At 59.4% G+C, this 24,287-nt stretch carries 18 protein-coding genes and 2 pseudogenes; 9 read left to right on the top strand and 11 right to left on the bottom strand.

Annotation, left to right across the window (positions count from 1 at the left end; genetic code table 11):
• Positions 1-148: 148 nt before the first annotated feature.
• From AAZQ98_RS10795 to AAZQ98_RS10785, 3 genes are all read right to left on the bottom strand, one after another.
• Complete coding sequence (locus AAZQ98_RS10795) at positions 149-1,834, bottom strand: formate--tetrahydrofolate ligase (RefSeq protein WP_434692101.1); 1,686 nt, start codon at positions 1,832-1,834, stop codon at positions 149-151.
• Between the two features lie 291 nt (positions 1,835-2,125).
• On the bottom strand, positions 2,126-2,701 hold the full coding sequence (locus AAZQ98_RS10790) for a hypothetical protein (protein WP_434692099.1): 576 nt from the start codon (positions 2,699-2,701) through the stop codon (positions 2,126-2,128).
• A gap of 604 nt (positions 2,702-3,305) precedes the next feature.
• Positions 3,306-4,766: an MDR family MFS transporter gene (locus AAZQ98_RS10785; protein ID WP_434692097.1), complete on the bottom strand. Its 1,461-nt coding sequence runs from the start codon at positions 4,764-4,766 to the stop codon at positions 3,306-3,308.
• A gap of 147 nt (positions 4,767-4,913) precedes the next feature.
• Here AAZQ98_RS10785 and AAZQ98_RS10780 point away from each other — a divergent pair, with 147 nt between their 5' ends.
• The 3 genes and pseudogenes from AAZQ98_RS10780 to AAZQ98_RS10770 form a co-directional block, all read left to right on the top strand.
• Positions 4,914-5,507 (top strand): TetR/AcrR family transcriptional regulator, encoded by a 594-nt coding sequence (locus tag AAZQ98_RS10780; protein ID WP_434692095.1) that lies wholly within the window; start codon positions 4,914-4,916, stop codon positions 5,505-5,507.
• Positions 5,508-5,719: 212 nt separating this feature from the next.
• Positions 5,720-7,942 carry an NADP-dependent isocitrate dehydrogenase gene (locus AAZQ98_RS10775; RefSeq protein WP_434692092.1) on the top strand — a complete coding sequence of 741 codons (2,223 nt, stop codon included), beginning with the start codon at positions 5,720-5,722 and terminating at the stop codon, positions 7,940-7,942.
• A 793-nt stretch (positions 7,943-8,735) separates the two neighbouring features.
• A pseudogene (locus AAZQ98_RS10770) lies at positions 8,736-8,921 on the top strand (NADP-dependent isocitrate dehydrogenase); the annotation flags it as partial.
• Positions 8,922-9,113: 192 nt separating this feature from the next.
• Here the strand turns inward: AAZQ98_RS10770 and AAZQ98_RS10765 are convergent.
• Positions 9,114-10,109, bottom strand: coding sequence for a hypothetical protein (locus tag AAZQ98_RS10765; protein ID WP_434692089.1), 996 nt, complete (start codon positions 10,107-10,109; stop codon positions 9,114-9,116).
• 201 nt (positions 10,110-10,310) lie between these two features.
• On the opposite strand from AAZQ98_RS10765, the gene AAZQ98_RS10760 reads away from it, so the two are divergent.
• A complete protein-coding gene (locus AAZQ98_RS10760; RefSeq protein WP_434692087.1) occupies positions 10,311-11,330 on the top strand; it encodes an RNase H family protein in 1,020 nt (339 codons plus the stop codon).
• Between the two features lie 72 nt (positions 11,331-11,402).
• Here the strand turns inward: AAZQ98_RS10760 and AAZQ98_RS10755 are convergent, their stop codons facing one another.
• A complete protein-coding gene (locus AAZQ98_RS10755; RefSeq protein ID WP_365945776.1) occupies positions 11,403-12,935 on the bottom strand; it encodes a deoxyguanosinetriphosphate triphosphohydrolase family protein in 1,533 nt (510 codons plus the stop codon).
• A gap of 236 nt (positions 12,936-13,171) precedes the next feature.
• On the opposite strand from AAZQ98_RS10755, the gene AAZQ98_RS10750 reads away from it, so the two are divergent.
• The gene (locus AAZQ98_RS10750; RefSeq protein ID WP_434692166.1) at positions 13,172-13,723 is read left to right on the top strand and encodes an NAD(P)/FAD-dependent oxidoreductase; all 552 of its coding nucleotides are present in this window, start codon (positions 13,172-13,174) and stop codon (positions 13,721-13,723) included.
• On the opposite strand, the gene AAZQ98_RS10745 is transcribed toward AAZQ98_RS10750, so the two are convergent.
• Positions 13,720-14,598 (bottom strand): NAD(P)-dependent oxidoreductase, encoded by an 879-nt coding sequence (locus AAZQ98_RS10745; RefSeq protein WP_434692083.1) that lies wholly within the window; start codon positions 14,596-14,598, stop codon positions 13,720-13,722. The two genes, AAZQ98_RS10750 and AAZQ98_RS10745, sit on opposite strands and share 4 nt — an antisense overlap.
• Before the next feature lie 176 nt (positions 14,599-14,774).
• On the opposite strand from AAZQ98_RS10745, the gene AAZQ98_RS10740 reads away from it, so the two are divergent.
• Entirely contained in the window at positions 14,775-14,978 is a 204-nt protein-coding gene (locus AAZQ98_RS10740; RefSeq protein WP_332489410.1) for a hypothetical protein, read from the top strand.
• Positions 14,979-15,021: 43 nt separating this feature from the next.
• Here AAZQ98_RS10740 and AAZQ98_RS10735 read toward each other — a convergent pair whose 3' ends face one another.
• Positions 15,022-15,591 (bottom strand): YdeI/OmpD-associated family protein, encoded by a 570-nt coding sequence (locus tag AAZQ98_RS10735; protein ID WP_434692080.1) that lies wholly within the window; start codon positions 15,589-15,591, stop codon positions 15,022-15,024.
• A 283-nt stretch (positions 15,592-15,874) separates the two neighbouring features.
• Complete coding sequence (locus AAZQ98_RS10730) at positions 15,875-17,173, bottom strand: LuxR C-terminal-related transcriptional regulator (protein ID WP_434692077.1); 1,299 nt, start codon at positions 17,171-17,173, stop codon at positions 15,875-15,877.
• 161 nt (positions 17,174-17,334) lie between these two features.
• Between AAZQ98_RS10730 and hxlB the strand changes: the two genes are divergently transcribed.
• On the top strand, positions 17,335-17,931 hold the full coding sequence (hxlB, locus tag AAZQ98_RS10725; RefSeq protein ID WP_434692074.1) for a 6-phospho-3-hexuloisomerase: 597 nt from the start codon (positions 17,335-17,337) through the stop codon (positions 17,929-17,931).
• A 58-nt stretch (positions 17,932-17,989) separates the two neighbouring features.
• On the top strand, positions 17,990-18,613 hold the full coding sequence (gene hxlA / locus AAZQ98_RS10720; protein WP_133833168.1) for a 3-hexulose-6-phosphate synthase: 624 nt from the start codon (positions 17,990-17,992) through the stop codon (positions 18,611-18,613).
• On the opposite strand, the pseudogene AAZQ98_RS10715 reads toward hxlA, so the two are convergent.
• Positions 18,610-18,738: pseudogene (locus AAZQ98_RS10715) on the bottom strand (IS481 family transposase); the annotation flags it as partial. The gene hxlA and the pseudogene AAZQ98_RS10715 sit on opposite strands and share 4 nt — an antisense overlap.
• 636 nt (positions 18,739-19,374) lie before the next feature.
• Between AAZQ98_RS10715 and AAZQ98_RS10710 the strand changes: the two are divergent.
• Complete coding sequence (locus AAZQ98_RS10710; protein WP_434692069.1) at positions 19,375-19,818, top strand: GNAT family N-acetyltransferase; 444 nt, start codon at positions 19,375-19,377, stop codon at positions 19,816-19,818.
• 94 nt (positions 19,819-19,912) lie between these two features.
• On the opposite strand, the gene AAZQ98_RS10705 is transcribed toward AAZQ98_RS10710, so the two are convergent.
• Positions 19,913-23,437, bottom strand: coding sequence for an NACHT domain-containing protein (locus tag AAZQ98_RS10705; RefSeq protein WP_434692066.1), 3,525 nt, complete (start codon positions 23,435-23,437; stop codon positions 19,913-19,915).
• A 359-nt stretch (positions 23,438-23,796) separates the two neighbouring features.
• Positions 23,797-24,132 (bottom strand): hypothetical protein, encoded by a 336-nt coding sequence (locus AAZQ98_RS10700; protein WP_434692063.1) that lies wholly within the window; start codon positions 24,130-24,132, stop codon positions 23,797-23,799.
• Positions 24,133-24,287: the final 155 nt, after the last annotated feature.

Here is a 24,287-nt window from a genome sequence, read left to right as displayed (position 1 = left end):
CGTGCCTTGCTTGATTGCCAGCTAGCGGGTGCTGGTTCACATAGCCTAGCCGTGAATCGTGGTGAAATGCGGTGCGATCAGGGAATTACCATGTTCGCCCGCCGTGGAATCCTGGCACGCTGGCGGTACCCGCGGCCTTGCCTGGCCGCTAGGACAGCCCGATGGCGTTGCCGTGCTCGTCGACATCCATGCGCATGGCAGCTGGCACCCTCGGAAGGCCCGGCATCGTGGTGAGCGCCCCGGTGATGGCCACGATGAATCCGGCACCGGTCTTGGGGATCAGCTCGCGGACCTGCACGGTGAATCCGCGGGCGGCGCCTAGCAGCTGCGGGTCATCGGAGAAGGAGTACTGGGTTTTGGCGATGCAGACCGGCAGGTGCGACCAGCCATTGTCGTGGATCTGCTGGAGCATCCTCCGGGCCTTGGGGGAGTACTCGACGCCTTCGCCGCCGTAGACGCCGCGCACCAGGGTCAGGATCTTGTCTTCGACCGGCTGCTGCAGCTCGTACAGCGGGGCAAAATTGCCCGGTTCCCCGATGATCCGCAGCACCATGGCGGCCAGCTCGCCTGCTCCGGAGCCGCCCTGGCCCCAGACATCGGCGATGGCGCAGGCAATGCCCTGCTGTTTTGCCCAGCCGGTGACCGCTTCCAGCTCGGCATCGGTATCCGTGGTGAAGCGGTTGATGGCGATCACTGGCTGGATGCCGAACTTCGAGACGATCGAGGCGTGGCGTTCCAGGTTCGGCAGCCCGGCCCGCACGGCCTCGACGTTTTCTTCCCCCAGCTCCTCCTTGGGCACCGAACCATGCATCTTCAGTGCGCGGACGGTGGCGACAATGACCACCGTGTCCGGCGGGCACCCGGCGTAGCGGGCCTTGATGTCCATGAATTTCTCGGCGCCCAGATCGGTGCCGAAGCCGGCTTCGGTCACCACCACTTCGGCCAGTGCGCGGGCGGTGTTGGTGGCGATGGCCGAGTTGCAGCCGTGGGCGATGTTGGCAAAGGGCCCGCCGTGGATGAGCGCGGGAGTGCCCCCGATGCTCTGCACCAGGTTGGGCTTGATGGCTTCCTTGAGCAGCAGCGCCATCGCACCCGCCGCGCCCAGGTCATCGGCGGTGACCGGGGCCTTGGCGTAGGTGTTTCCGACGGTGATCCTGCCCAATCGGGCGCGCAGGTCCGCCAGCCCGGTGGCCAGGCAGAAAACAGCCATGACCTCGGAGGCGGCGGTGATTTCGAAGCCAGTTTCGCGCGGCACCCCGTTGGCGGTACCGCCCAGGCCGATCACCACGTGGCGCAATGCGCGGTCGTTCATGTCCAGCACCCGCTTGAAGGTGATGGATCGCGGGTCGATGCCCAGCTCGTTGCCCTGCTGCAGGTGGTTGTCGAGCATGGCCATGAGAAGGTTGTTCGCACTGGTGATGGCGTGGAAATCCCCGGTGAAATGCAGATTGATCTCGTCCATGGGCAGCACCTGGGATTGGCCTCCGCCCGTGGCTCCGCCCTTCATCCCGAAGCTCGGGCCGACCGAGGGCTCGCGCAGCGCGATGATGGTCTTGGTCCCGGTGGCAGCCAGCGCGTCGCCCAGGCCCACCACCATGGTGGATTTGCCTTCCCCTGCCGGCGTCGGGGACATGCCGCTGACCAGGACGACTTTTCCGGGCCGGCTTCCGTTGGCCGGCAGCAGGGCAGGATCAATTTTGGCCTTGTACTTGCCGTAGGGCTCCAGCGCGTCCTGCGGGATTCCGGCCGCCTCGGCAATCCGGGAGATTGGTCTGAGCACTGCCCGCGAGGCAATGGCCAGATCGCTCATATCGGTTTCCGGCAATGCTGCCATGTTGTGTCCCCTGTCTGGCTGCCCGGTGACCCGGGGGTGAGGAAGACCAAGGCTTCTGGTTTTCCCTGATTGGCCTTCAAGCTATCACCTTGCAGGCAAGGCGAGAAGGCCGTGATGGGCAGAACGTGGGTCGGTTCTCGGCACGGTCCGAGGACCGGACAAGGGGTAGCGGCACCCTAAAGCCAACTTCTCAAGAATTTAGTTGTGCCCAAGCCGCGGTCGTTGCTTGAGGACCAGTTTCTGCTCACCGCAGAGCTGATGCTCCCACTGCAGGATTTCTGTGGCATGGCCTCAACTGGTTTCCTCAATCTCGAAAATAGACACAGCGAGCTCAACATTCCCCGTCCCTTCCAATGCTTCGGGTAACTCTGCCGGAGTTAGCGTTCTCGTGATGAACATTTCCAGTGAATTCGTATTGCAAGACCCCGACTGAACGCCTGATTTCAGAGGTTTGGAATCTGCACGGAAGTCAACGCGCCATCGAGCGTCTTGTTCAGCGGAAGAACGGCACATGTAGGAAACGAGTAGGGACTTCTTGTTCGCACCAGGTATCTTCGGAACGCTCAACTCACTATCTGGCTCAATCAATCCTTCAGTGACAAAAACCAGGTTGGAATCGGATGATTCTTCGTGGCGTTGCTTGGTCAGTTCGGTGAGCTGAGCAGGATCAAAGGATTCATAGACCGATTTAAGCTCCTGGACATCGGCTGACTCTTCGGGGCTCTCCTGAATTGTCGTTGTTGCCGAACTGTTAGCTGATGGCTCAACTGGAGCTTCTGTGCAAGCAGTAAATAATAATGGCGAGACAAGCGCTAAGGCGGCTATTCCTATTGTGGTGCGGGTGATTAGCGGATTATTTGATCCCATTACTCGTCTCAAACTCAGATTTATATACACCTCGCATAGGAGTACACGGGGGAGAAGTGCTATGCCTGAGAGTTTATCTGCACCTCATGATCTCTGGGAATCAATGAAAATTTACTTAGTTATTGGGATAAAAGAGTTGGAAAACGACCAATGACCTGCCGCTGCTCGCCAATAAACAGTGCGAAATCGGGCGGTGTCCGTGGCAGTATTCACTCAGGTGTGCGAAGGATGTGGCCGTCAAATGTCGGAAGCAGAATATGACGTAGGTGGTAACTGGTTCCCTGTTCCGGCGCCCAGTAGAAGCGCCTAGGCAACTCCGTGCTTCCCAACGTGAATCGCGAACCCGGCGGTTTCGTGGCCAGCCTCGCGTTGGGGGAACTTATGAGATCGCCGTAGCCATGCAACTGCCCAGAACCCAACGGACAAGGAAGCGGCCGACAGCCCGGGGTGCCTCCAAGGACAAATGAAGCCCGAGCGGAGGAATTCCACCAGGAATTCCTCCGCTCGGGCTAAACCCTATATTTATCTGGGACGCCTGCCGCTTTCCCGGAGGTCAGCGTCTGGGCATCCAGGCCTTGAGAGCCAGCAACGCCGAAGTGGCGCCTCAGTGATTCGCGTGCGACTTCTCGCCCTTGATCATGAATGCGAAGACGATGCCGATCGTGGCCAGCACGGCGCCGACGATGAACGAGATGTGCGCGCCAGAGAACAAGGCCTCGGCCAGCTCGGACCCGGCGTCCAGCTGGACCTTTGACAGCAGCGACATCACGGTCACGAAGACCGTGGTGCCGATGGCGCCGCCCAGCTGCTGCGCGGTATTGAAGATTGCCGAACCGTGGCCGAACAGGCGCGGATCCACCGAAGCCATCGCGGAGGACATCAAGCCGGTCATCAGCAGGGCCAGTCCGATGGAGAAGACGATGTGGCAGAGCATGAACATCCACAATTCGGTCTGCGCGGTGACAGTGGTGTACATCCACTGCCCGGCGGCCAGGAGCACGGCGCCGGGGATCAGGACCGGGCGCGGACCGCGCTTGTCGTAGATCCGCCCGAAAATCGGCGAGGCGATGGCCTGTGCCAGTCCGCCGGGAAGCAGCATGATGCCGATCTGCAGCGAGTCGACGCCCTGCCCGGATTCCAGCAGGATCGGCACAATCATCAGCGAACCGAGCAGGGTGCCGAAGGCAATCATGATCATCGCGATCGCGAAGCTGAAGCTGCGCGAGGCAAACGGGGTCAGGTTCAGCAGTTCGCGGCCGCTGGCGGCCAGCTTGACCTGGCGAATGATGAACAGTGCCAGGGCCACCAAGCCGATGGCGAAGCTGGCGATCATCATCGTGGCGTTATCCGCGGCATGCTCGATGCTGGAAATGCCATACACCAGGAACCCGAAGGCCAAGGCGGATAGCAGGACCGAAGCGGAATCCACCTTGATCTTTCGTGCACTGGAAGGGATCTTGAAGAAGATGGCGCCCAGTACCAGGACCGCCACGGCGATCGGCAGCATCAGGATGAAGATGTAGTGCCAGCCCAAGGCGTGCACGATAGCCCCCGAAGCGGTAGGCCCGATAGCCGGGCCGACGCCGATGACGATCGAGTTCAGGCCCATGATGGTGCCGCGCTGGTGGACGGGCACAAGCGTCAAGGTGGTGGTCATCAGCAAGGGCAGGACGATGGCCGTGCCAACGGCCTGGATAACGCGTGCCAGCAGCAAGAAGCCGAAGCTCGGCGCCAGCACCGCGATGACGGTGCCGAGGATGAAGCTGATGACGGCGAAGAAGAACAGCGACCGGTGCGCGAAGCGCTGCAGCAGGAAGCCGGTGGTGGGGATGACGACCGACAGGGTCAGCAGGAATCCGGTGGTGAGCCACTGGCCGGTGGACGCCGAAATGCCCATGTCCTGCATGATGCCGGGCAGCGCTACCGTGAGCACGGTCTCGTTCAGGATCATCATGAAAGCGGCCAGGGCCAGCGAGGCGATGATGCCTGTCAGGGTTTTGGTGGAGAGTTGCCCGGCGGGCGCCGCGCTTGGCTTGGCGCTGGTTCTAGGGGGATTTGTAGTCACGAAGTCTTCTTCCTGTGGAGTGTCAACCGCTAAATACTGTCACACTCTGCCACTTTTTCGTAAGCGAATCTGTCAGACTGTGACAGGAAACAAATTTGGTGGACGAGGCCTGCGCAGTACAGGCAGTCCGGAGCATCGGAGAGCGCCATGGGGATTCGCGAGGAACGCAAAGAGGCAACGATCCAGTCCATCCGGGCGGCAACCTTGGACCTGGTGGAACAGCAGGGCCTGGAATCGGTGACCGTGGGGCAGATCGCTGCCCGGGCCGGCATTTCCGAGCGGACCTTCTTCCGCTACTGCGAATCCAGGGAAGCGGCCATGGTGCCGGCGCAGCATGAATTGATCCAGGCCGTGACCGAATGCCCCATCGCTGACGGATCCACGAGCGCGCAGATTTTCCGGTTGCTGGCCAACGAATGCCGCCGAATCCTTGTTGCCGAGATCCGCGGCAACGAATACCGGCGCATTTCCCGGTTGATTGCCACGGAGCCGAAGCTGCTATTGGCCATCACTCGGCAAGATCAAGCCTTCTGCGCTGCCACCTCGCAGGAGCTGCGCCGCCGCGGGCTGGTGCCGGCCATGCCCGCCTTGATGATTGGCGAAGCCTTGGCCGCCCTCTGGCGCGTGGCCTGGCAGAGCTTCGGCCAGGCGGAACGCGCCGGGGAGCCTGCAGATCCAGTTGAGCTCTTCGATGAGGCCATGGCGAATCTCGAAGCGCTGGCCGGCGGAAGAGCCGAATAGCGAATAACTCTGTTGAGTTATCGCTGATTAACTTAAATGTGACGAACTGCTTGCAGGCTGTCCAGCCCGGCATTTCGGTGAATAAACGGCGTTGCCGCGCGTATTTCCCGCTGCCGCAAAGTGTGGTGCAGAGCAAAATCAGGTAGATTTGGAACGTTGAGTTCAGGGCGGTAACACCGCTTCCGCACGACGTTCAGGGAGACGCCACACCTATGGCAAAGATTATTTACACCCACACCGACGAAGCGCCTATGCTGGCGACCCACTCGTTCCTGCCAATCGTGGAGGCCTTCGCCTCGACCGCCGGTGTGGAACTTGAGACCCGCGACATCTCGCTGGCTGGTCGCATCATCGCTACCTTCCCGGATTATGTCACCGAAGAGCAGCGCATCGGTGATGCTCTGGCAGAACTTGGCGATCTGGCCAAGACCCCGGATGCAAACATCATCAAGCTGCCGAACATCTCGGCTTCGATCCCGCAGCTGAAGGCTGCCGTCGCCGAGCTGCAGGCTGCCGGCTACGCACTGCCTGACTACCCGGATAACCCGACCTCGGATGAAGAGACCGATGTCCGCGCGCGCTACGACAAGATCAAGGGTTCGGCTGTGAACCCGGTCCTGCGCGAGGGCAACTCGGACCGCCGTGCACCACTGAGCGTGAAGAACTACGCTCGCAAGTACCCGCACTCCATGGGCGAGTGGGCCGCTGATTCGAAGACCAACGTGGCCACCATGGGCGTTGACGACTTCGCGGCCAACGAGAAGTCCGTAGTCATCGACGCGGACAAGAAGATCTCGATCCGCTTCGTCGGCGAAGACGGCGAAGTCAAGGTCCTGAAGAAGCCTTTCGACGTGCTGGCCGGCGAAGTCATCGACGGCACCGTCATGCACGCCGCGGCCTTGTCCGAGTTCCTGAAGAGCTCCGTGGCCCGCGCCAAGGAAGAGGGCGTGCTGTTCTCGGCTCACCTGAAGGCCACCATGATGAAGGTCTCCGACCCGATCATCTTCGGCCACGTAGTGAAGGCCTACTTCTCCGAGCTGTTCGAAACCTACGGCGACGAGCTGGCAGCAGCCGGCCTGAACCCGAACAACGGCCTGGCAGCCATCCTCGGCGGCCTGGACGAACTGTCCGACGAGGTGCGCGCCGGCGTCGAGAAGCTGATCGCCAAGGGCCTGGAAGAGGGCCCGGCAGTTGCCATGGTCGATTCCGACAAGGGCATCACCAACCTGCACGTTCCATCGGACGTGATTGTCGACGCTTCGATGCCTGCCATGATCCGCCTGGGTGGCAAGATGTGGGATGCCAAGGGCAACACCGCAGACACCCTGGCTGTGCTGCCGGATTCCTCCTACGCAGGCATCTACCAGGTCGCCATCGACGACTGCCGTGCCAACGGCGCGTTCGACCCGACCACCATGGGCACCGTGCCGAACGTCGGCCTGATGGCGCAGAAGGCCGAGGAATACGGCTCGCACGACAAGACCTTCGAAATCGCTGGCAACGGCCACGTGCAGATCGTGGACGAGAACGATGCAGTGCTCATCGAGCACCAGGTCTTCGCTGGCGACATCTGGCGCGCCTGCCAGACCAAGGATGTAGCCATCCGCGACTGGGTGAAGCTGGCAGTGAACCGCGCCCGCGCCTCCCAGACCCCGGCTGTCTTCTGGCTCGATGAGAACCGCGCCCATGACGCAGTGCTGATCGCCAAGGTCAACGAGTACCTCAAGGAGCACGACACCGAGGGCCTGACCATCGAGATCCTCTCCCCGGTCGAGGCGACCCAGTACTCGATCGACCGCATCCGCAAGGGCGAGGACACCATCTCGGTGACCGGCAACGTGCTGCGCGACTACCTGACCGACCTGTTCCCGATCCTGGAACTGGGCACTTCGGCCAAGATGCTCTCGATCGTTCCGCTGCTGGCTGGCGGCGGCCTGTTCGAGACCGGTGCCGGCGGCTCGGCTCCGAAGCACGTGCAGCAGCTGGTGAACGAGAACCACCTGCGCTGGGATTCGCTGGGCGAGTTCATGGCACTGGGTGCTTCCTTCGAGCACCTGGCAGTGACCACCGGCAACGCCCGCGCCCAGGTGCTGGCCGATACCCTCGACGCTGCAACTGGCACTTTCCTGCTGGAAGACAAGTCGCCTAAGCGCAAGGTGGGTGAGCTGGATAACCGCGGCAGCCACTTCTACCTGGCCAAGTTCTGGGCTGAAGAGCTGTCCAAGCAGGACAAGGACGCAGAACTGGCCGAGGCCTTCTCCGCAGTTGCCAAGGCACTGGGCGAGAATGAAGAAGCCATCGTTGCCGAGCTGGCCGAGGTGCAGGGCAAGGCTGTCGAGCTGGGTGGCTACTACCGCCCAGACGAAGCCAAGACCGCAGCGGCCATGCGCCCAAGCGCAACCCTGAACAAGGCTCTTGAACTGCTGACCAAGTAGTCCCTGCAGCCAATCAGCTGGCCCCAATCCTCGTTGAGGATTGGGGTCAGCTGCTTTAACGCGCGATGAAGCTATGGATGCCGAACATCGGGATTGACTGCATGTGGAGATGCCCCGGGTCGTCAGTTCCTCGTTGGTTGTTCCACTAGCGCGGCAGCAACTGGACAATCATTTTCCGGGTTTCTTGCGATTTTCGCCGTTGATTCCTGAATTCCCTGGCGCTGACAGTGGACAGGTTAATTCCGTTATCAGGAAATTGCCCGGGCCAATAAGGTCGGTGAGTGATTGCATGAATTCTGGCGGCAGGCCAGTATCCATAGGGCAAGTCGGAGTCAATGCGAGCTGGTTACCAAACGGCAAGTAGCAGTCGCTGGTACGGCAGTCAAGAATTCTAATGTAAATCGTTCATTGCATCCGTGTAAAAAGTTTCTAATATTCTCTAAATTTGCTCTTGTCAGAACTATGTTGAATTAGTGTTATACGTGTCGGAACGAGTCACTCGTACCAACACGAAACATAGATAAGACGAAAATGAATGAGGTAATTTGATGTTGAGCGAACTTCTTGCAGCCTTGGTAGAACTTATCCGCAGCCTGGGTCTCTAAGCTTCAGACCTCGGTCATTGAATCGATGCCATTGATCGCCGCTCGTGAAAATGAGTGGCGATCAATGAATTTAACACGGCAGATAAAATGCCCTGCTTGAACGGATATGCAGGATCGCGAGTTCGACTTGCGGGGCGTATTCCTCAATGAATCCTTTTGGTAAAAGAATCCATTATTCAACCCGTTTCGTGCCGCGCGACTACCTGGCCGAGCTATTCCCGATGGTGGAACTGGCCATCTCGGCCAAACTCCTGTCGATCGATCTGCTGCTGGCTCGCGTCGGCCTGTTCGAGACCGGCGCTGGCGGCTCCGCTCCGAACCACGTGCGGCACCTGGTATCCGAAAACCACCTGCGCTGGGATTCGCTGGGCGAGAACTAGCAGGCCATGGTGGCCGAAGCCTGGGGCCAGGCCGTGGACATCACCGGCTGCTACCGTCCGGAGGAGGCTAAGTTTCGGCCGTGATGCGCCCGGACCGCCACGCTGAACAAGGCTCTGGAACTGCTGGTCAAGTATCCTCCTGAGTTGAACAGGCAGGCGCCGCCCGAGAGGGAGGAGCCTGCCTTTTTAACGTTCAGCGGGCGTTTCCGCCAGCGGTGCTGGGAAGGTCGCAACGACCCCAGGTTCGGCGCGTTCTGCGGCCCGGTCCAGCAACGCGGCCACGATCTTCCGGTCGCGTCCCAGATCGCGCTCGATCTTGCCTCTCTTGTTCTCGAAATCCCGGTAGTCGATAACCAGCAGCGTCAGCCCGTGCTGCGGAATCCGCGCCGCCTTGCGGGCATCGTAGAGTTTGCGCTGCGGTCCGCGCAGCATGCCGGTGGAGGTCACCTTGTTGTCGAAGAACGGGACGGCTTCCGAATGCTGCCGCTCGTGGTACTCCACCACCAGGCCCAGATCTTCGAAATAGCCATCAACCGGCAACGCCTTGCGTTTGCCGTTCTTCAGAGACGGGTCGCCGCGCAGCCAGTCGAAGGTCTGCTGGCCGGTGCACTGCAGGCCCAGCATGTCGGAGCACAGTTCCAGCACATAGTGCTCATCGCGCTGTCCAGGCATGGCCGGCACCGGGGATACTGCGGGTTCCGGACGATAGGTCGGCGGTGCCGGGAAGCGGCGGCGGCTGCCCCACCCCAGTTCCCATCCCTCGGAATCATCAAAGTAGTCCGCATACGCCACCGGCAACTCGTCGAGCCGGGTGACCTGCGAGAGCAGCTGAGCGTACCAGCGCACGTAGTCCAAGTTTCCGGTCTCGCCCGGGCTGCTGCGCTGCAATGAGGGCATGGCCTCAAGGATTGCTTCGGCGACGCTGACGCGGCTGACATCCTCGGGCATCTGCACTTCGTTGTTGAAGACATTGGTCCCCGCGGTGCTGTAGACGCAGGATTCCTCAGAATTGAACGGGTCGCCGAATTCGTCCTCGGGGTTCCATTCGGTGACGTTGTGGATGACTATCCGCCACGCGGTGCCCGAGGCATTGATGCCGGGCAAGATCCGCAGTCCGAGGTAGCCCAGCCGGTGAAGCAGGCCGACGGCTTCCATGATTCTGAGGGGAAGTTGCGAGTCCACTTTGCTCCTTGCCGTGGGGTGATGTTGTTACCCCGATCATGCCATGGCGCACCGACAATTCGACCTGGCGATCGGGCAGGCGCGAGACCGAGCTCGCCCAGGTGCCCCCACCAGAACATTCGGGCCAGGGGCTAAATCGTAGGTGCCAGTCGATAGGATCGCCTGACATCAACAAAACAGGCAGGAGGAATCTCAATGCTGGTGCCAGTTCCACGTCCGCAGATGCCCATTGCGCATGAACCGGATGGCGTGCGGAGATTGGCCGGTGCACAGCGGCAGCCGCAGCCTTCGCGGCTGATCGCCGTTCTCGAACGTTCAGCGTTCATTCGCGATGCCCACGGAAAGAAGCAGCAGTACGTTCCATTTGCGGAGCGGATTGTCGAAGAAAAGCACCTCGCCCAGCGAAGCACGCACGGTCTCCACTTCGATTTTGCACTGACCTTGTGCGATTTCGTGAACCGTCCATTGCTGACTCTCACGGGTACTGCTGTCAACGGGGAATTGGACCAGGCCATCCTGCAGGCTATCGCGGAGTTCTCCGGTACCTGCAAAATCTCGCAGCCGTCATCGATCGACCTGTTGGTCCCGGACTATGACGACCTCGGAATGGCAGAATTATCGATGAATCCCGTTTTCTGCCTCAATCCGTCGTGGCAATTCGGGCCGGATCTGGGCGTTGCCAACGAGGCCAATAGCCAGGCGCTGGCCCCGCTGGTACAGGACTACACGGCGAACCTTCCAGTCATTGCCTATACAGACGGTTCGGTGCCGCGGAACAGGAAGTTCCGCAGCGCTGGAGCGATGGTGACCTCGCAAGGCCATTGGGCCTGCGCGATTTCGCCGAAGCACTACGTCCAGGACACCTTGCTGGCAGAAACCACAGGCGCCCTGCTGGCGCTGACCCACGCGCCGCTCGATTCGGACCTGACCATTTTCAGCGACAGCCGTGCCCTGGTGAAAGCGGTCAATGATCTTGTGCAAGAACGGCAGCGCACTGTGAAGGTGCATCATGAGCTGCGCGAGAGTCTTGAACTTCGGACCGGGCGCACCCGAGCCCGCTGGGTTCGAGGGCACGATGGAAATCGGCACAACGAAGCGGCCAACCGGATGGCCATCCTGATGTCGCGGCATTTCAGCGCCCGGATCAATCCGCAACTGACACAGTCAATGATGACGAAGATCGTGCTCGAGGAGCTGTCACAGCAGGCTCTCGCGGCATGAAACATGCCGCGACTTGCGGCCGGGCACACGAGCAGGCGGGCTACCCCGCAGGCTCGGTGCAGCACCCGGCCGCTAGAGCCCGCGGCCGGCTTCCCAGAGATTGTCCGAGGTGCCGGTTAGCAGCGAATTCAACGAGACGGCTTGGGCATCGGTGAAGGAAGCAATGTAATCGACGATGGCCCGGGCCTGGCCCAGCCGTTGGATCTCTTGCGGGCCGGACTGCGAGAACAGCTCTGGGGTGCTCTCGCGCAGTTGGCGGTATTCCTCGGTGGTAGCTTCCACCGAGTCCAGCAACCGTCGCGGTGCACGCCCTGCATCCTCCGGATCATTGAGCCAGGTGTTGAAGCCTTCTGCCAGGGAACGGATAATTCGCGTTTGCCCACGCTGGTATACAGCCAGGTCTGAGCGGTCCAAGACGAAGCGGGCATGGACGAACTTGAGTACTACGACGTCATGCCATGCTTCATCGCTCAAGCGGATATGGCCGCTGCGCACATTAGGCGTGCGTTCAACGGTGATCGATTCCTGCAACCGGTCAATCCATCGCCGAGTGAAGGCGGTAACCGCACGGTCCGCCTGCAAGCCGCCGTCGTAGGGAACTGCGAGCAAGCCATCGACGAGGTCATGGCCAACCCGTTGCACCGAGGCGCGGAATGCGTCTGGATTGGCAATCCAGGGATCCTTCGCCAGGACATGGCGCCACGTAATTTCCAGCGCGTGGCCCGGCTGCCGCTGGTCCAGCTCTGGAGCCTTCAGGGCTTGGAAGCGCACGGACTGATCCAGCCACGCTCGCAGTTCAGCGGAGACGCTGGTGTATTGCAAAATGCCAGCTCGATAGAAATCATCAAGGTCATGAACCGCGTAGGCGATATCGTCGGCGATATCCATAACCGAGCTTTCCAGCGTCTGCTGGTATTTTCCGATACCCGGGAAGACCGACAGGACGTCGTCCATTTCCTCGGCCTCGATATCGTAGGCCGAATACTTCATGGCGCCAGCAGCCGGATTCGCGCCGACGCCGCGGGGGAGCAGCTCCGGGGCGACCGGGGCCTGGCTGCGCCATTCATTGCGCGTCCAGGGATATTTGAGCACAGCCGCGCGAACCGCGCGGGTCAGGTTCATGCCGCGCGGTGTGGCATCGCAGCTATCGAGGGCGGTGAGGATCCGGAAGGTCTGTGCATTGCCTTCGAATCCATCGGGAAGCCCCAAGGTATCGCGGGCGACCCGGTCGAGTTCCTGCTCGCCCAGATGCCCGAAGGGCGGGTGGCCCAGATCGTGGGCGGCTGCCGCTGCTTGGACAACTACCGGGTCGCACCCTCCTAAGTCGGAGATAAGTCGCCTAGTAGGTTCGTCACGTCTCCGGAGGCCGATGGCGATGGAACGGGCCACCGCCGAAACCTTCAGCGAATGGGTCAACCGGTTGTGGACCAAGGTGCCTGAACCCGCCTGGGGAATCACCTGCGTCACCGAGGACAGCCGGGAGAAGTACGGGGAGAAGCGGATGCGCTCAATGTCTACGCGGAACTCATCTTCACCGGTGCGATTCCGTTCGGCGATCGCGCGGTCGCGGCCGCCGGTCTGATGTGTCTGTGCTCTAGTTTCCATCGTATGAACTAGCCTAGGCGATCGAGCAAGAGAAGCCACGCGAATTGGTGCAACTTCGTTTCGGGGCGACGAACGTCCAGTGCCGTGGCAGTTGCGCATGCATGCGCAACTGCCCAACGGTACGGGAACCCTCTTCTCAGTCGCCTAGTTGGTGAAGTGCTCGTGAACGCCGACAGCAACCACCAGATCTTGCCAGGACATCCCAGTGCCCTTGAAGATGCTAGGCCGGTCAGGTCATCGACCACGAAGCTACCGGATCCAACCTGCACACCTTGATCACTGATTCCGGGAGGGTCTCGGCGCGACACGTTGTTTTGGCAACGGGGGCCTCCAGCTGTGAAACCGGCAAGGCCTTGGGAGTCAGTGTGCCAGTTGAGCCTGGATACGGCTGGTCGGTGACGCTGGAAGATCAGGACCGCTTGGTTAGCCGTGCCTTGATGGGGATGCAAGATCATGTGGTCATCAGTCCAATGCCTGGACGTGTGCGAATTACGGGCGGAATGCGTTTTGGCGGCATGAGCAATGCAGTGCCAGCTGATTCGGATATTTCAGCCCTGCGCCAGGGCGCGGAAGCATTGCTGCCAGAGCTTAGGCAGCTGCCGGAACTAAGCCGTTGGCAAGGGGCCCGGCCGATGACTGCAAGCGGCGTGCCGATCATTGGGCAACGAAAATACGAGAACCTGACAGTAGCCGCGGGGCATGGACCCCTCGGCGTTACCCTGGCTCCGGTTACCGTCGACAAGGTTCATGAAATTGTCGAGCATTCCTTGGCGGCAAGCAGGGCCTAGCCAAGGTTGCGGCGAACAATGTTGTGCGGTGCCGAACCGGTGGATAGCAGCTGAACTTGCTGCGTCGCCAAATCCGACACCAACCGCATGAATTCTGAGGTATCACCAGCCATATGCGGCGTAATGATGCAGTTCGGCGCGGTCCACAACGGATGGCCCGTGTGCAACGGCTCGGGATCGGTCACATCCAAAGCCGCGCGCAGGCGCCCCGAGCGCAGCTCGTCGAGCAGATCTGCGGTGTTCACAATAGGGCCGCGGCCGACATTCACCAGCAGTGCGCCGTCGCGCATGCGCTGGAGGAATCCTGCATCTATAAGGCCTTGGGTCCGGGGTGTATGCGGCAGAGTGCAGATGACGACATCTGCATCAGGCAGGAGCTCAGCTGCATCGCGCAGGGCGACGACATTGGTGCCATCATCCAGGATTCGCGGGGAACTGGCGACTCCGGTGATTCTGGCTGGTTTGAAGGCTTTGAGCCGTTCAATAGTGGCCGTGCCCACGCCGCCCACTCCGAGCACCACGACATTGGAGCCGAAAAGCGAGGACGTCCACAAGCGAGGCCACTCCTGTTCTTTCTGCGAGGCCATGGCCGCAGGGAGCTCGCGCAATGCGGCCAGTACCAGGGCGAGGCAGTGCTCAGCGGTGGAGTCTTCCACCGCGCCGCGGGAATTCGACAAGACTGCTTCGCCGGGGAGATGCTCCAGCACCCACTCGTAGCCGAGGGATAGCAGATGCACGTGCTTCAGCCCCCGGATTCTGCTGACTCGCGAGCGATGCGCAGGATCCAGCGGCCGCTCGGTAACGAGCACATCAGCTGCTGGAGGCTCGCCATCATTGATATTCCACAAGACGGTTTCAACCCCGGGAATCTGCATGCTGTCGACCAAGCTTTGCCACGGAACTAATACACGCAAGCCATGAATCCAATCGTGAGATGAGATATTGCCGGGGTTGTCCGGGCATTGAATTCCACGGTACCAAGGCACCGCGGAAATGATCAGTTCTCGGAACCGTTTTCCCCAGAGTTAAGCCCTGCGTCTAAACTGGGGATATGACTCAGAGCGTGAAGAAAACCCGACAGGCCGGACTGGGAATGACTACAGGAGCAATGTTCATTGCCTGGACCTTGGGACTTGTCGGAGTGGTCATGCTGATTCTTGGAGGGGCCACTGCAGCCGCGCTAGTCATTCTTGCGGCAGCGATTCTGCAAGCAGGCGCCATGATCGCCGAAGCGATTTACCGCTCCAGAAGCTAGCGCTCAGCAGCAGCATCCGTGTAGTGCTGTACCGGACCAAGGATCAGCCTTCTGAACCCTGCTCAAGTTCTGCAACGAATCGAGCCAAGCGGGCAGTCCTCGTTTTCTCCGTTCGGGCAATCATCAGCTGATGCAGGATGTGATAGCGCGGTTGGGATTTCAAGGCCGCAAAGTTCTTGGCCGCCACGGTCGAACGATCCAGCGCTTCTTGCAAATCCGGAGGAACTTGGGCGGTGGCCTGGCCTTGGTAAGCACGCTCCCACCGTCCATCTTCCTTGGCCTTCTGGATTTCCGCGAAGCCCCGTGGCCGCATGCGTCCTTGATCAATCAATTCCTGGGCGATTTCAGTGTTCTTCTGGGACCAGACAGAGTTCTTCCGGCGGGGAGTGTAGCGCTGGAGGAAGGTCGTCTCATCGCGTTTGCGGCGGATGGCATCGATCCATCCGCTGCAAAGCGCCTCAGGCAATGCTTGTGCGACAGTGAGCGAGGTTGGGGAAGTCGTTCCCTTCTTTGCCACTACCAGCCAAACGCCATCGCTGGTTTCTTCGTGTTCGTCGAGCCAAGCGCGCCATGCGGCAACATCAGGAAGAATCAAAGCATCTTGTGGATCCATGGAACCTATCCTGCACCTCGTTGCCCATAGTTGCTAGAGCCTCGACTCACCGTCGGGATGATGCCCGCGATTGCTTACCCGATGGACGCCGGGCCGTGGCTGGAGACCGTGGAGCAACTTCCTGCTCCGGTACATCAGAAATCGACACGCCACGGATCATGGCGAAGAGCGCGGCCAGCCTTCGGAGGGCCGAAGCGATGAGGGCTCGATGGCGGCATTTTCCCTGCACCAGTTTGTGCCCCCAGTCCTGGTCATCCCCAAGCTCAGCGTCAATGCCGGCAGGCTACGTGGAGCTGGCCACCCCATGGCTGTGCGCCAGCGCGACAGCTTGGGCGCGGGAGCTGACGCCCATCTTCTTGAAGAGATTGCGCACGTGGAATTTCACCGTGTTCTCGCTGATCCCCAGCACCTGCGAAATAGCCCGGTTGCGCTGCCCCGCTGCCAGGAGCTGCAGGACCTCGAATTCCCGGCCACCCAGGCTCCATTCGGCGATTTCCGCGACGGCCGACGGCGGGGCATCCAGCGGTAGCCGCACCGCTACCTCCGTGCCCCATCCGCCCATGACCTCGATCTCGATCAGCCCGTTCAGCGCCTCCACGCGCCGCACGAGGCGGTCCAAGGCCGCCGCCGAGGGATCGATGCCGCCCCGTGCATCGTCGCGGACATTGATCAGCAAATTCTCGCCGTCGCAGTTCCACTGCACCCGGATCCGCTGGATGTCTTCCTGCTCCATCATTGCCAGGGCCAGGCCGCGCACGATGGCCCGGGCGGCATGGGCCACCTCGCCGGGCAGCGCCCTGCCGTTCTTGGGAGGCTCGACGAATTGCAGGTCCACGCCACTCAAAGTGGTCAAGGGGCGCAGGTCATCGCGCAAGCGGGTGAAAGCCGAAGCAACCGGTTCCTCCACGATGCTATTGGTGCGGTCATCCACGGTCTTGAGGCCGACCAGGGTCTTGGCCGCAAGGTCGATGGCGGCAACGCGCGCGGCCGCATCGTCCAATTGCGCCGAACGCAAGGTCGCCAGCAGGATATCGAGGCTCGCCGCATACTGTTCTACCAGCTCGCCGGTGACCCGGACACGCTCTGCCGAGACCGCGCGCGATTCCCGCAGATAGGACGGAGGAGCGTCGGCCACCTTCTCGCGGATCCGGTTGGCGGCCAGATTCCACAGGTATCCGATCATCCCGGGCTGTCCACCGGCGGGGCGGGGCTCGATGAGCACCAGCAGCGCATTGCTGGGCGGGTAGCGCAGGGCAAGGATCTCCCGCGGAGCACCGCCGATCTGGGCACGCTCGCTCCAGCGGTTCTCACCGGGATGGGAACCGCGGATCCGATCCAGTTCCGCAATGCCCACCAGATCCGTGATGCGCTGGTCGCCGGCAAGCTTCCTGGGCCTATCGGTGCACTCCTCGGTGAAAATGGCCAGGGCCGCGCAACGGATTTCCGGAGCCAGGGCATCACGCAGGCGAACGGCGATCTGCGGCAGCGCAGCCGTGGCCAGCAGCGCGATCGATTCGAGCACCCCTGGTGCCGGTGCGGCAGCTTGCAGGCCAGGGACGAAGGAGGAGTCCAGAATGCTCATGCAGGCGAGTGTATCGCAGCTCGGGGGAGCAGCCACTATCCGAAAGGATAGGTTCAACTGCCTGTAAATGGCGTAGCGGCCACCCCTTTCTGGCCGGAGGATTAACTCATGCCCATCAAAGCCGATCCGGTCCGCCGGGAGGCGCTGTCGAAAGGAATGGCGTGAATACCATGGCCGAACCCCTCACCGAAGCGATATCCCAGCAGGACGTGCTGGACACCATGGACCTGGTCCACTCGGAGATCGGGGCAACTGTGCGGGGCGTGAAGCCGCGGCAGGTCATCGAGCTCGCAGCGCAGCTGCGCGCGGCACCGAGGGTGTTCGTGGCCGGCGCCGGACGCAGCGGGCTGGCCTTGCGCATGGCGGCGATGCGCCTGATGCATCTGGGCCTGGCCGTGCACGTTGCCGGGGATGCCACCACGCCGGCCATCGCCGACGGGGACCTGCTGCTCGTGGCCTCCGGATCCGGAACCACCGCGGGTGTGGTCCAGAGTGTCCGCACCGCCCAACGGGCCGCCGCCCGGATCGCGGCCATCACCACCGATCCATCCAGCCCCATCGGATCGGCCGCCCACGTTCTTGTAGAAGTCCCGGCCGCCGGGAAAACGGACCACGGATCGTCCATTACCCGCCAATACTCCGGCAGCCTGTTCGAGCAGTCGCTGTTCCTGATCACCGAAATCGTGTTCCACACGCTCTGGAGCGCGGATGATGCCACCGCGCAGCAGCTGTGGCAGCGCCACGCGAATCTGGAGTAGACCGGCGCTTTTGGCGCCAGTACCAACCCACCACCAATAACCCCTGAAAGGGAACATCATGAAAATCCAAGTTGCCATCGATCTGCTCAGCACTGCCGAAGCGCTGGAGCTGGCTGGAAAAGTCGCCCCGTATGTCGACATCATCGAGCTGGGCACCCCGCTGATCAAGGCCGAAGGGCTGTCGGTGATCACCGCCATCAAGCAGGCCCACCCGGACAAGACCGTCTTCGCGGATATGAAGACCATGGACGCCGGGGAACTGGAAGCGGATATCGCCTTCGCCGCTGGCGCGGATCTGGTCTCAATCCTCGGGGCCGCCGACAACTCCACGATTGCCGGCGCGGTCAAGGCCGCCACCGAGCGCGGCAAGGGCATCGTCGTGGATCTGATCGGCATCGCGGACAAGCCAGCCCGGGCCCGGGAGGTTGCTGCGCTGGGTGTCCAATTCGTCGAATTCCATGCGGGCCTGGACGAGCAGGCGCAGCCAGGCTACGACCTGGATGTGCTGCTGAGCGCTGGCACGGCATCCCAGGTGCCGTTCTCGGTGGCTGGCGGCGTCAGCATCAGCACGATCGCCAACGTCCAGAAGTCCGGCGCGCAGGTCGCCGTGGCCGGCGGTGCCATCTACTCCGCCGCCGACCCGGCGCAGGCAGCCAAGGAACTGCAGGCCGCACTGGTCTAGACGTAGTTCCCCGTGGGGTTGTGAATACGATCTGACGGAGTAAGACCACCGATCCTAGTGCGGGGTCGACGATGCTCATGGTGGTGAGGCCAGGCGCTGCAGACTGCGGCCCTGGCTTCATCGCTGCCATGGATGACTTCGATTATCGGGTGGCTTAAGTTGAGCTTCTTTTGTCCTTAGCGGACTTTAGCGATGGCCCGGTCTGTTGCGTGTCTGCGTGCCATTGTTTCTGTGATTCCTCCTGTGTCCATTGTCGAACTCGAATACTCACAAAGTCACTGGAAAACTTTTTAGGGACCCAACTACGATTACAGGGGGCCAGTTTCGGGTCGAAGACGCGTTCGTAGGGGACATAGAAGCTGTCCACGTCTACGTGCGCGATGTATTCGCCTCGCTGCGGACGCGCGGGGCCTATGCTGGTAAACGTTGTCATCACTTCCGTTGAAGTTCATCCAAATCCGATCTCAGCGTTGACCATTCAAAAGTGTATTAAATATAAAAACCAAAATTTTCAAGTAATGAGCTATTTTGGACATAATTATAGAATATTTGTTCCATAAAGCAGTTCGCTGCACGTTACCCATTCGACGACTACCACGAGCTGGATGGAGATGCTGCTGGGAGAGCCCCTCGCAAGAGCTCACTGATTCTGTACTTCATGGCCTATCATGACCATTCTGTTGCTCCGAAGGTGGAACCCAGAACAGGCGTGACTTGTCTCTGAAGCCCATGCATGGCTGACATGTAAGTAGCATCGATCTATGCTCACTATTCGTCAGTCACTTCCGTCAGATACACCCGGACTCATCAAGCTACGAACCACGTGGGTAGAAGAGCAAACGAATGAACCGCTGGAGGAGCCGAACTTCGAACTTGACTACCGCAACTGGGAAGAAAACAATCCCCGCACAATGTTCATCGCGAAACTTGACGGCATCATCGTTGGGATGTTGAATTTGATGGTACTCGAACGGATGCCGCAACCAGGCAAGAAAACAACGTGCTGGATTTATCCCGGTAACGCGTTCATTGTGGCTCAACACCGAAATATGGGCGTGGGAAGTCGTCTCATGGATGCGGCGACCCAATTCTCACAGGACATTCATGCAGTACGTATCCTGCTGTCGTCGACAGATGAGTCCCATGCTTTCTATGCCAGACACGGATTTGTGTCTGCGGATGAATTGCTCGTGAAGAGATTTTAGGGAGCTCGGCCTGAAGCATCGTTCAGAGAGAATCGGGTGCATTCATGCTAGGAGACTCAAACTTTTCACACGCGTATATAGTTCCTGCCTTGAATTACAGGCGTGGCACTTTCGGCACCCATTCGTTATCCGAGGCCTGTTCTGCTAGGGAGGGTTCTCGGTTCGATGAAGAGTGCCAGCTTTCTGCTGCGCGAACCCAGGATCCTGGAAAAACGGCTGGATCTTGCAGTACGTGGTCAGAGACCCGCGCATCCGTAAACGATGCGACATCATCTATTTCGACGAGGCAATCTGGCCCCAACGCAGCCAAAGCGTCCAGCAGAGTTTCGTTGTACCCGCGAAGTAAACGATTGGTGATTGCGCCTGCTACACTCCAATGGTGAGGCGCTGATGAGGACATTTTCAGGAGTTGTTTGTCCGTCAAAGGCTCCAGCGGATCGCACCCATCGTGGTCAGCCGTAAAATGCGAAACGACCAGTGCCAGCCGATCCGTGTGACGGGCTGCAACGCCCAGAACAACATCTCCGAGTCGTCGTGGGATAGGTGTTGCCCCAAGCCGGCTTGTCGACATGGCCAATGAATTAAACTCGTCATCCGCTGCTGAGTCTAGGACCGTCGCAACATTGGCGAGGTGTTCCAACACAATGTCTTCATTCGCTGTTGCGAGGAGAGCAAAAGACCAAGTTCTCCTCGAAAGAGAATCCTTGTACTCGTCGAAGGCGTTCTGCCACCAATCCGAATCTTGTCCCTTGCGGAGATTCATGACAAGAGTGCCGTAGTCTGTGGCGGGGCCGAACGGCTTTCCATCTTTATCCATCGATCCCTCAGGCCTCGTATTCTGAGTTGCGGCCCCGATAATGGCAATGTCAGCCGCCAACCAACATGGACCGTGCAGCCGCGCCAGTTCTCGAGCTGTGTTCTGCCAGGGTTCCGTTGTGCCTTTTTGGCCCATGGCTTGTGATTTCGCTGCCTGCTGGAGACGCTTGTATCTTCCGTCTTCCTGTATGAGTGCCTTGAATGCTGCTGACCGTGAGAGGCGTTCCGGTTGTTCAGTCCAGTAGTGGCCTGAAGAAACGGCTGACCCCTCACGACCGGCTTCAGCCAAACGTATAAACCAGAATGGCCGAATACCCCGGAGTAGATTGCCCGCAAGACAAGAGCTCGCTGTATCCACTTCGGAGCACCAGCCATCGAGGACGGCCTGGAGGAGCCGGGCACCTTGAGTAGTTGCTCTGGCCGGCGATACACCGGCGTACAAGGCCGAGCGGCATGACTCAGCATCTGTGAGCCGCAGTCTTTCCGTGTCAGGATGGACAAGTTTTGGCACTCCAAACTTGCCACCAAGGGACAGCCATGCAGATTCGGATGGAGTACCCAGAGCGGCCAGTGCTCTTGGTTTCCACCACTCAGAAAAGTCTTTGGGGATTATCAAGCGGTGCTGACGCAACATGGCGACTCGGACCATCGACATATCATCTTCAGGTGCTTGGGCAATGGCCTCCAATAGCGCTCGCGCTAAATCTTCGCCTCCCGAAACCGCGCCCAGTCGCGGAAAGTTGCTCGTGCCGCTCACATGTGGCGTGGTTGCCAATCTAACTGTGAGATCGTCCGCCAGCAGTCTCGCTACGTCTCGCTGAACAACTGCTTTATTTGCGAAGATCCCATCGCTAAGTATGGTCCATACAGCTACCCGTTCTTGCAATGGATGGATCTTGTCGGCCAGCGCCTCGTCTAGTCCGTATCTGAGGCTTGCAAGTTCGTTTGGGTTGGCAAATCCCGCATAGAATCTAGATGTATTTAGCCAGTAGTTTCGCTTAACGAGTTGCCTCAGAATATCTGACTTCGACAGCGGATCACGACGGTCCTGCCCGGCCCACTCTGCAAGGAATTTTGCCGCAAAGTACTCGCGGACAGGTTGCACTGCAAACTCGAATGTTCCCTCGGATTTGCTAGTGAGCGCCCAAAAACGATCCGTTACGGCTTGAAAGAGCTCTGCAGCCCGGTCAACTGGCCCATCAGTGCGACGGAAGTAAAGATAGAGCGTGTCCTGAATGGCTTGAAGCGTCATTCGGTCTGCCCCGCGTTCGCTCTCCACTCCAGACTGCATATGCCAGCCCAGGAACGACGTTACTTCAATGACGTGTGGAACGTGATCTCGGTGAATTTGTTGTTTATTCACCTCTCTGTCCATGAACGTATCCATGTAGTCCGTGTAGAGAGGTGTTCTGCTGATGGGCACAGCGTCACCTTTTTTACTGATCAGGAAAAGCAAGATGGTTAGTTGCATTGGGTTGTCAGCCAGCTTAGCGACATGGTCGTAAGTTGTCCTCTCCTCGAAAGTGCGCCGCAATTTTCTTCGGGCCATCCCACGGATGCCGTTTAGTTCGGCCCATCGCGATACGAATTCGCGCTGCAGTTTAGTGTCCAGCGGGCGCAGTTCAAGGGTTTGAAAAACATCCATATTTGGCTCAGGAAGGCTCGATGCGTTGGGTCGAGCCGTTACCAATATTTGGAATCGCCGTTTGGCTTCCGACTGAACCATTCTTAAGGAGAATCTATTGATTTCGTCTACGACAATTTTGCGGAGCTGTAGATCTGCGACTTCGTCCAACCCATCGAGTACCAGCAAGCTCGGATATCTGTCCAAAAGGCTCTGCAGTTGTTCCACTGTTACTTCTCGTCCGCCACTGTGGAATGCGCACAAAGACACGAGGAACAGTTCAATTGAACGCTGGTCCTTGCGTCGGGTACGGGGTTTTTGGTTGGATTCCTCATCGCCAAACGGATCCCGACCCGAAAGCCATAGTGCATAGTCACTGAGATCTACTCTTAAGGGGAGCTTGGGTTCCTTCGCTGACGGCAATTCAGTGGCTGTTTTTGTCAGCCCAGGTGCAATTGACGCTCGATGGATCTGACAGAGGTACTGGCTTAGCGTTGACTTCCCCTGCCCCGGAACGCCAAGTAGATAAGTCAACGGGAAAATTGAGTTTAGCAAGTAGCCAACGGCACCCGTGTCATCACTAATGCTCTCATGGTCAGTGTAAAAGCGCTCCTTTGACGACCCTGGTTGCTGGATTCGTTGCACTTTGACGTCTATGAAGAGATCCGAGATGTCGATCCTATCCATGTCAAGTTGAGAAAATTTAATCTTGGAGTCATCTCCCCACTGGGAAGCCATAACCTTAAGGACAGTCTCACGCATCTCATGAGCGGCCCCTTCCTCGTTGGCACCGTAAATGAGATAACGAATCGCTTCGGATCCTGCGAGCATCTCCTGGTAAGCCCACTTGATCGAGTCGGGGGCTGCGTCGACTTCGGCGTCAATATCGGCCTGCCACCAGCATTCAACTGGTATGCCAACTTGTTGGCTGAATTCGTCGAGGAAGGTCTGCAGTTTCTGCATACTTCCCGTGTTTGTGGCCGTGGTAGTTCCGGCGACAGAAGTCATCAAAATATAGCGCGAGATCTTTTTCTCACGTACGAGATTTTCAATCTTCGACTGCTCTCCTTTGATGGTGGCCGTCAGCCATGTGTGAGGGTTCTGTTGTAGTTTGCTCGACCACTTGACTTGATAAATGATGCTGCCATTGGAGATCGCATCAATACCTCCGTCCGCCATCCCAACAGGGAAGCATTGAACGGGGTCGAATTTCAGCCGGAGTAAGGCGCTGCAAAGCTGCTGGAAGGCTCCTTCACTAAGCCGCGAGTACAAGTACTTAAACGAGTTTCCTGGCTGCTCCGAGGCGAACTGAGATGCCCGACTACGTTCAGGTTGGGGCCGCTGTCGTGAACTCCGGTTGGACCGCCGCGGACCTTGAGGTTTCGGTGCTGTTGCGAATGGATTTGATCCTGGTCGTGGTTGGGGGCGATTTCCTGAGTCCATAGTGACTATCGTAGCTGTTCAGGATGGGCAATCTTAGCTATGTATCGGCTTATAGGACGGGCACTAAATTATCTCACTCACTCCTGATTTGGCGGTCATATCCACGTGATCAGACTCGTCGTGAAATCAGTAGACTCTACCCAAATTAGATCCCGAGAAACATCAGGCTTCTTGGGTGGTTGCTCGAATGCGCTGGATGAGTTTTTCATGTGCACTGTGGACCTTTGAAGGCCAAGTATCCTGATATCCGTCATCTTTAGAAAATCCGGTTTGTAGCGTCCGTGAAGAGACCGATAAATCGGCCGTCCGCAGGGCCGGTTAGTGGGATTCTCGGCTTTCAGCACCATCCTGGCGGGTCCGGCGGAAAGTCTTTTCATATTCATTTCCTCGTCGATCACAGCGATCACCACATGCCCATCCCTTGGTTGCACCGACCGGTTGAGGATCAGCTCATCCCTGTCGCTGATCCCGCACTTTGCATCGACTCGCTGGAGATCTTCACTAAAGAGGCGGACACCTGGTCACGGATCAGCATCTCAGACTGATCAATCTCCGTGTCACTGTAGTTGTGGGCAGATCAGGGGTT

This window comes from Glutamicibacter sp. Je.9.36 (assembly GCF_051129975.1).
Lineage (GTDB): Bacteria > Actinomycetota > Actinomycetes > Actinomycetales > Micrococcaceae > Glutamicibacter.
This window is presented reverse-complemented; position numbering and strand designations above follow the sequence as displayed.

Bases quoted from the DNA above. Each gene is read 5' to 3' on its own strand.
- AAZQ98_RS10710 (WP_434692069.1), top strand. From the start codon at position 19,375: ATGCTCACTATTCGTCAGTCACTTCCGTCAGATACACCCGGACTCATC.
- AAZQ98_RS10780 (WP_434692095.1), top strand. From the start codon at position 4,914: ATGGGGATTCGCGAGGAACGCAAAGAGGCAACGATCCAGTCCATCCGG.
- hxlA (WP_133833168.1), top strand. From the start codon at position 17,990: ATGAAAATCCAAGTTGCCATCGATCTGCTCAGCACTGCCGAAGCGCTG.
- AAZQ98_RS10795 (WP_434692101.1), bottom strand. From the start codon at position 1,834: ATGGCAGCATTGCCGGAAACCGATATGAGCGATCTGGCCATTGCCTCG.
- AAZQ98_RS10735 (WP_434692080.1), bottom strand. From the start codon at position 15,591: ATGGATCCACAAGATGCTTTGATTCTTCCTGATGTTGCCGCATGGCGC.
- AAZQ98_RS10775 (WP_434692092.1), top strand. From the start codon at position 5,720: ATGGCAAAGATTATTTACACCCACACCGACGAAGCGCCTATGCTGGCG.
- AAZQ98_RS10705 (WP_434692066.1), bottom strand. From the start codon at position 23,437: ATGGCGGACGGAGGTATTGATGCGATCTCCAATGGCAGCATCATTTAT.
- AAZQ98_RS10740 (WP_332489410.1), top strand. From the start codon at position 14,775: ATGACTCAGAGCGTGAAGAAAACCCGACAGGCCGGACTGGGAATGACT.
- AAZQ98_RS10755 (WP_365945776.1), bottom strand. From the start codon at position 12,935: ATGGAAACTAGAGCACAGACACATCAGACCGGCGGCCGCGACCGCGCG.
- AAZQ98_RS10790 (WP_434692099.1), bottom strand. From the start codon at position 2,701: ATGGGATCAAATAATCCGCTAATCACCCGCACCACAATAGGAATAGCC.
- AAZQ98_RS10730 (WP_434692077.1), bottom strand. From the start codon at position 17,173: ATGAGCATTCTGGACTCCTCCTTCGTCCCTGGCCTGCAAGCTGCCGCA.
- AAZQ98_RS10745 (WP_434692083.1), bottom strand. From the start codon at position 14,598: ATGCAGATTCCCGGGGTTGAAACCGTCTTGTGGAATATCAATGATGGC.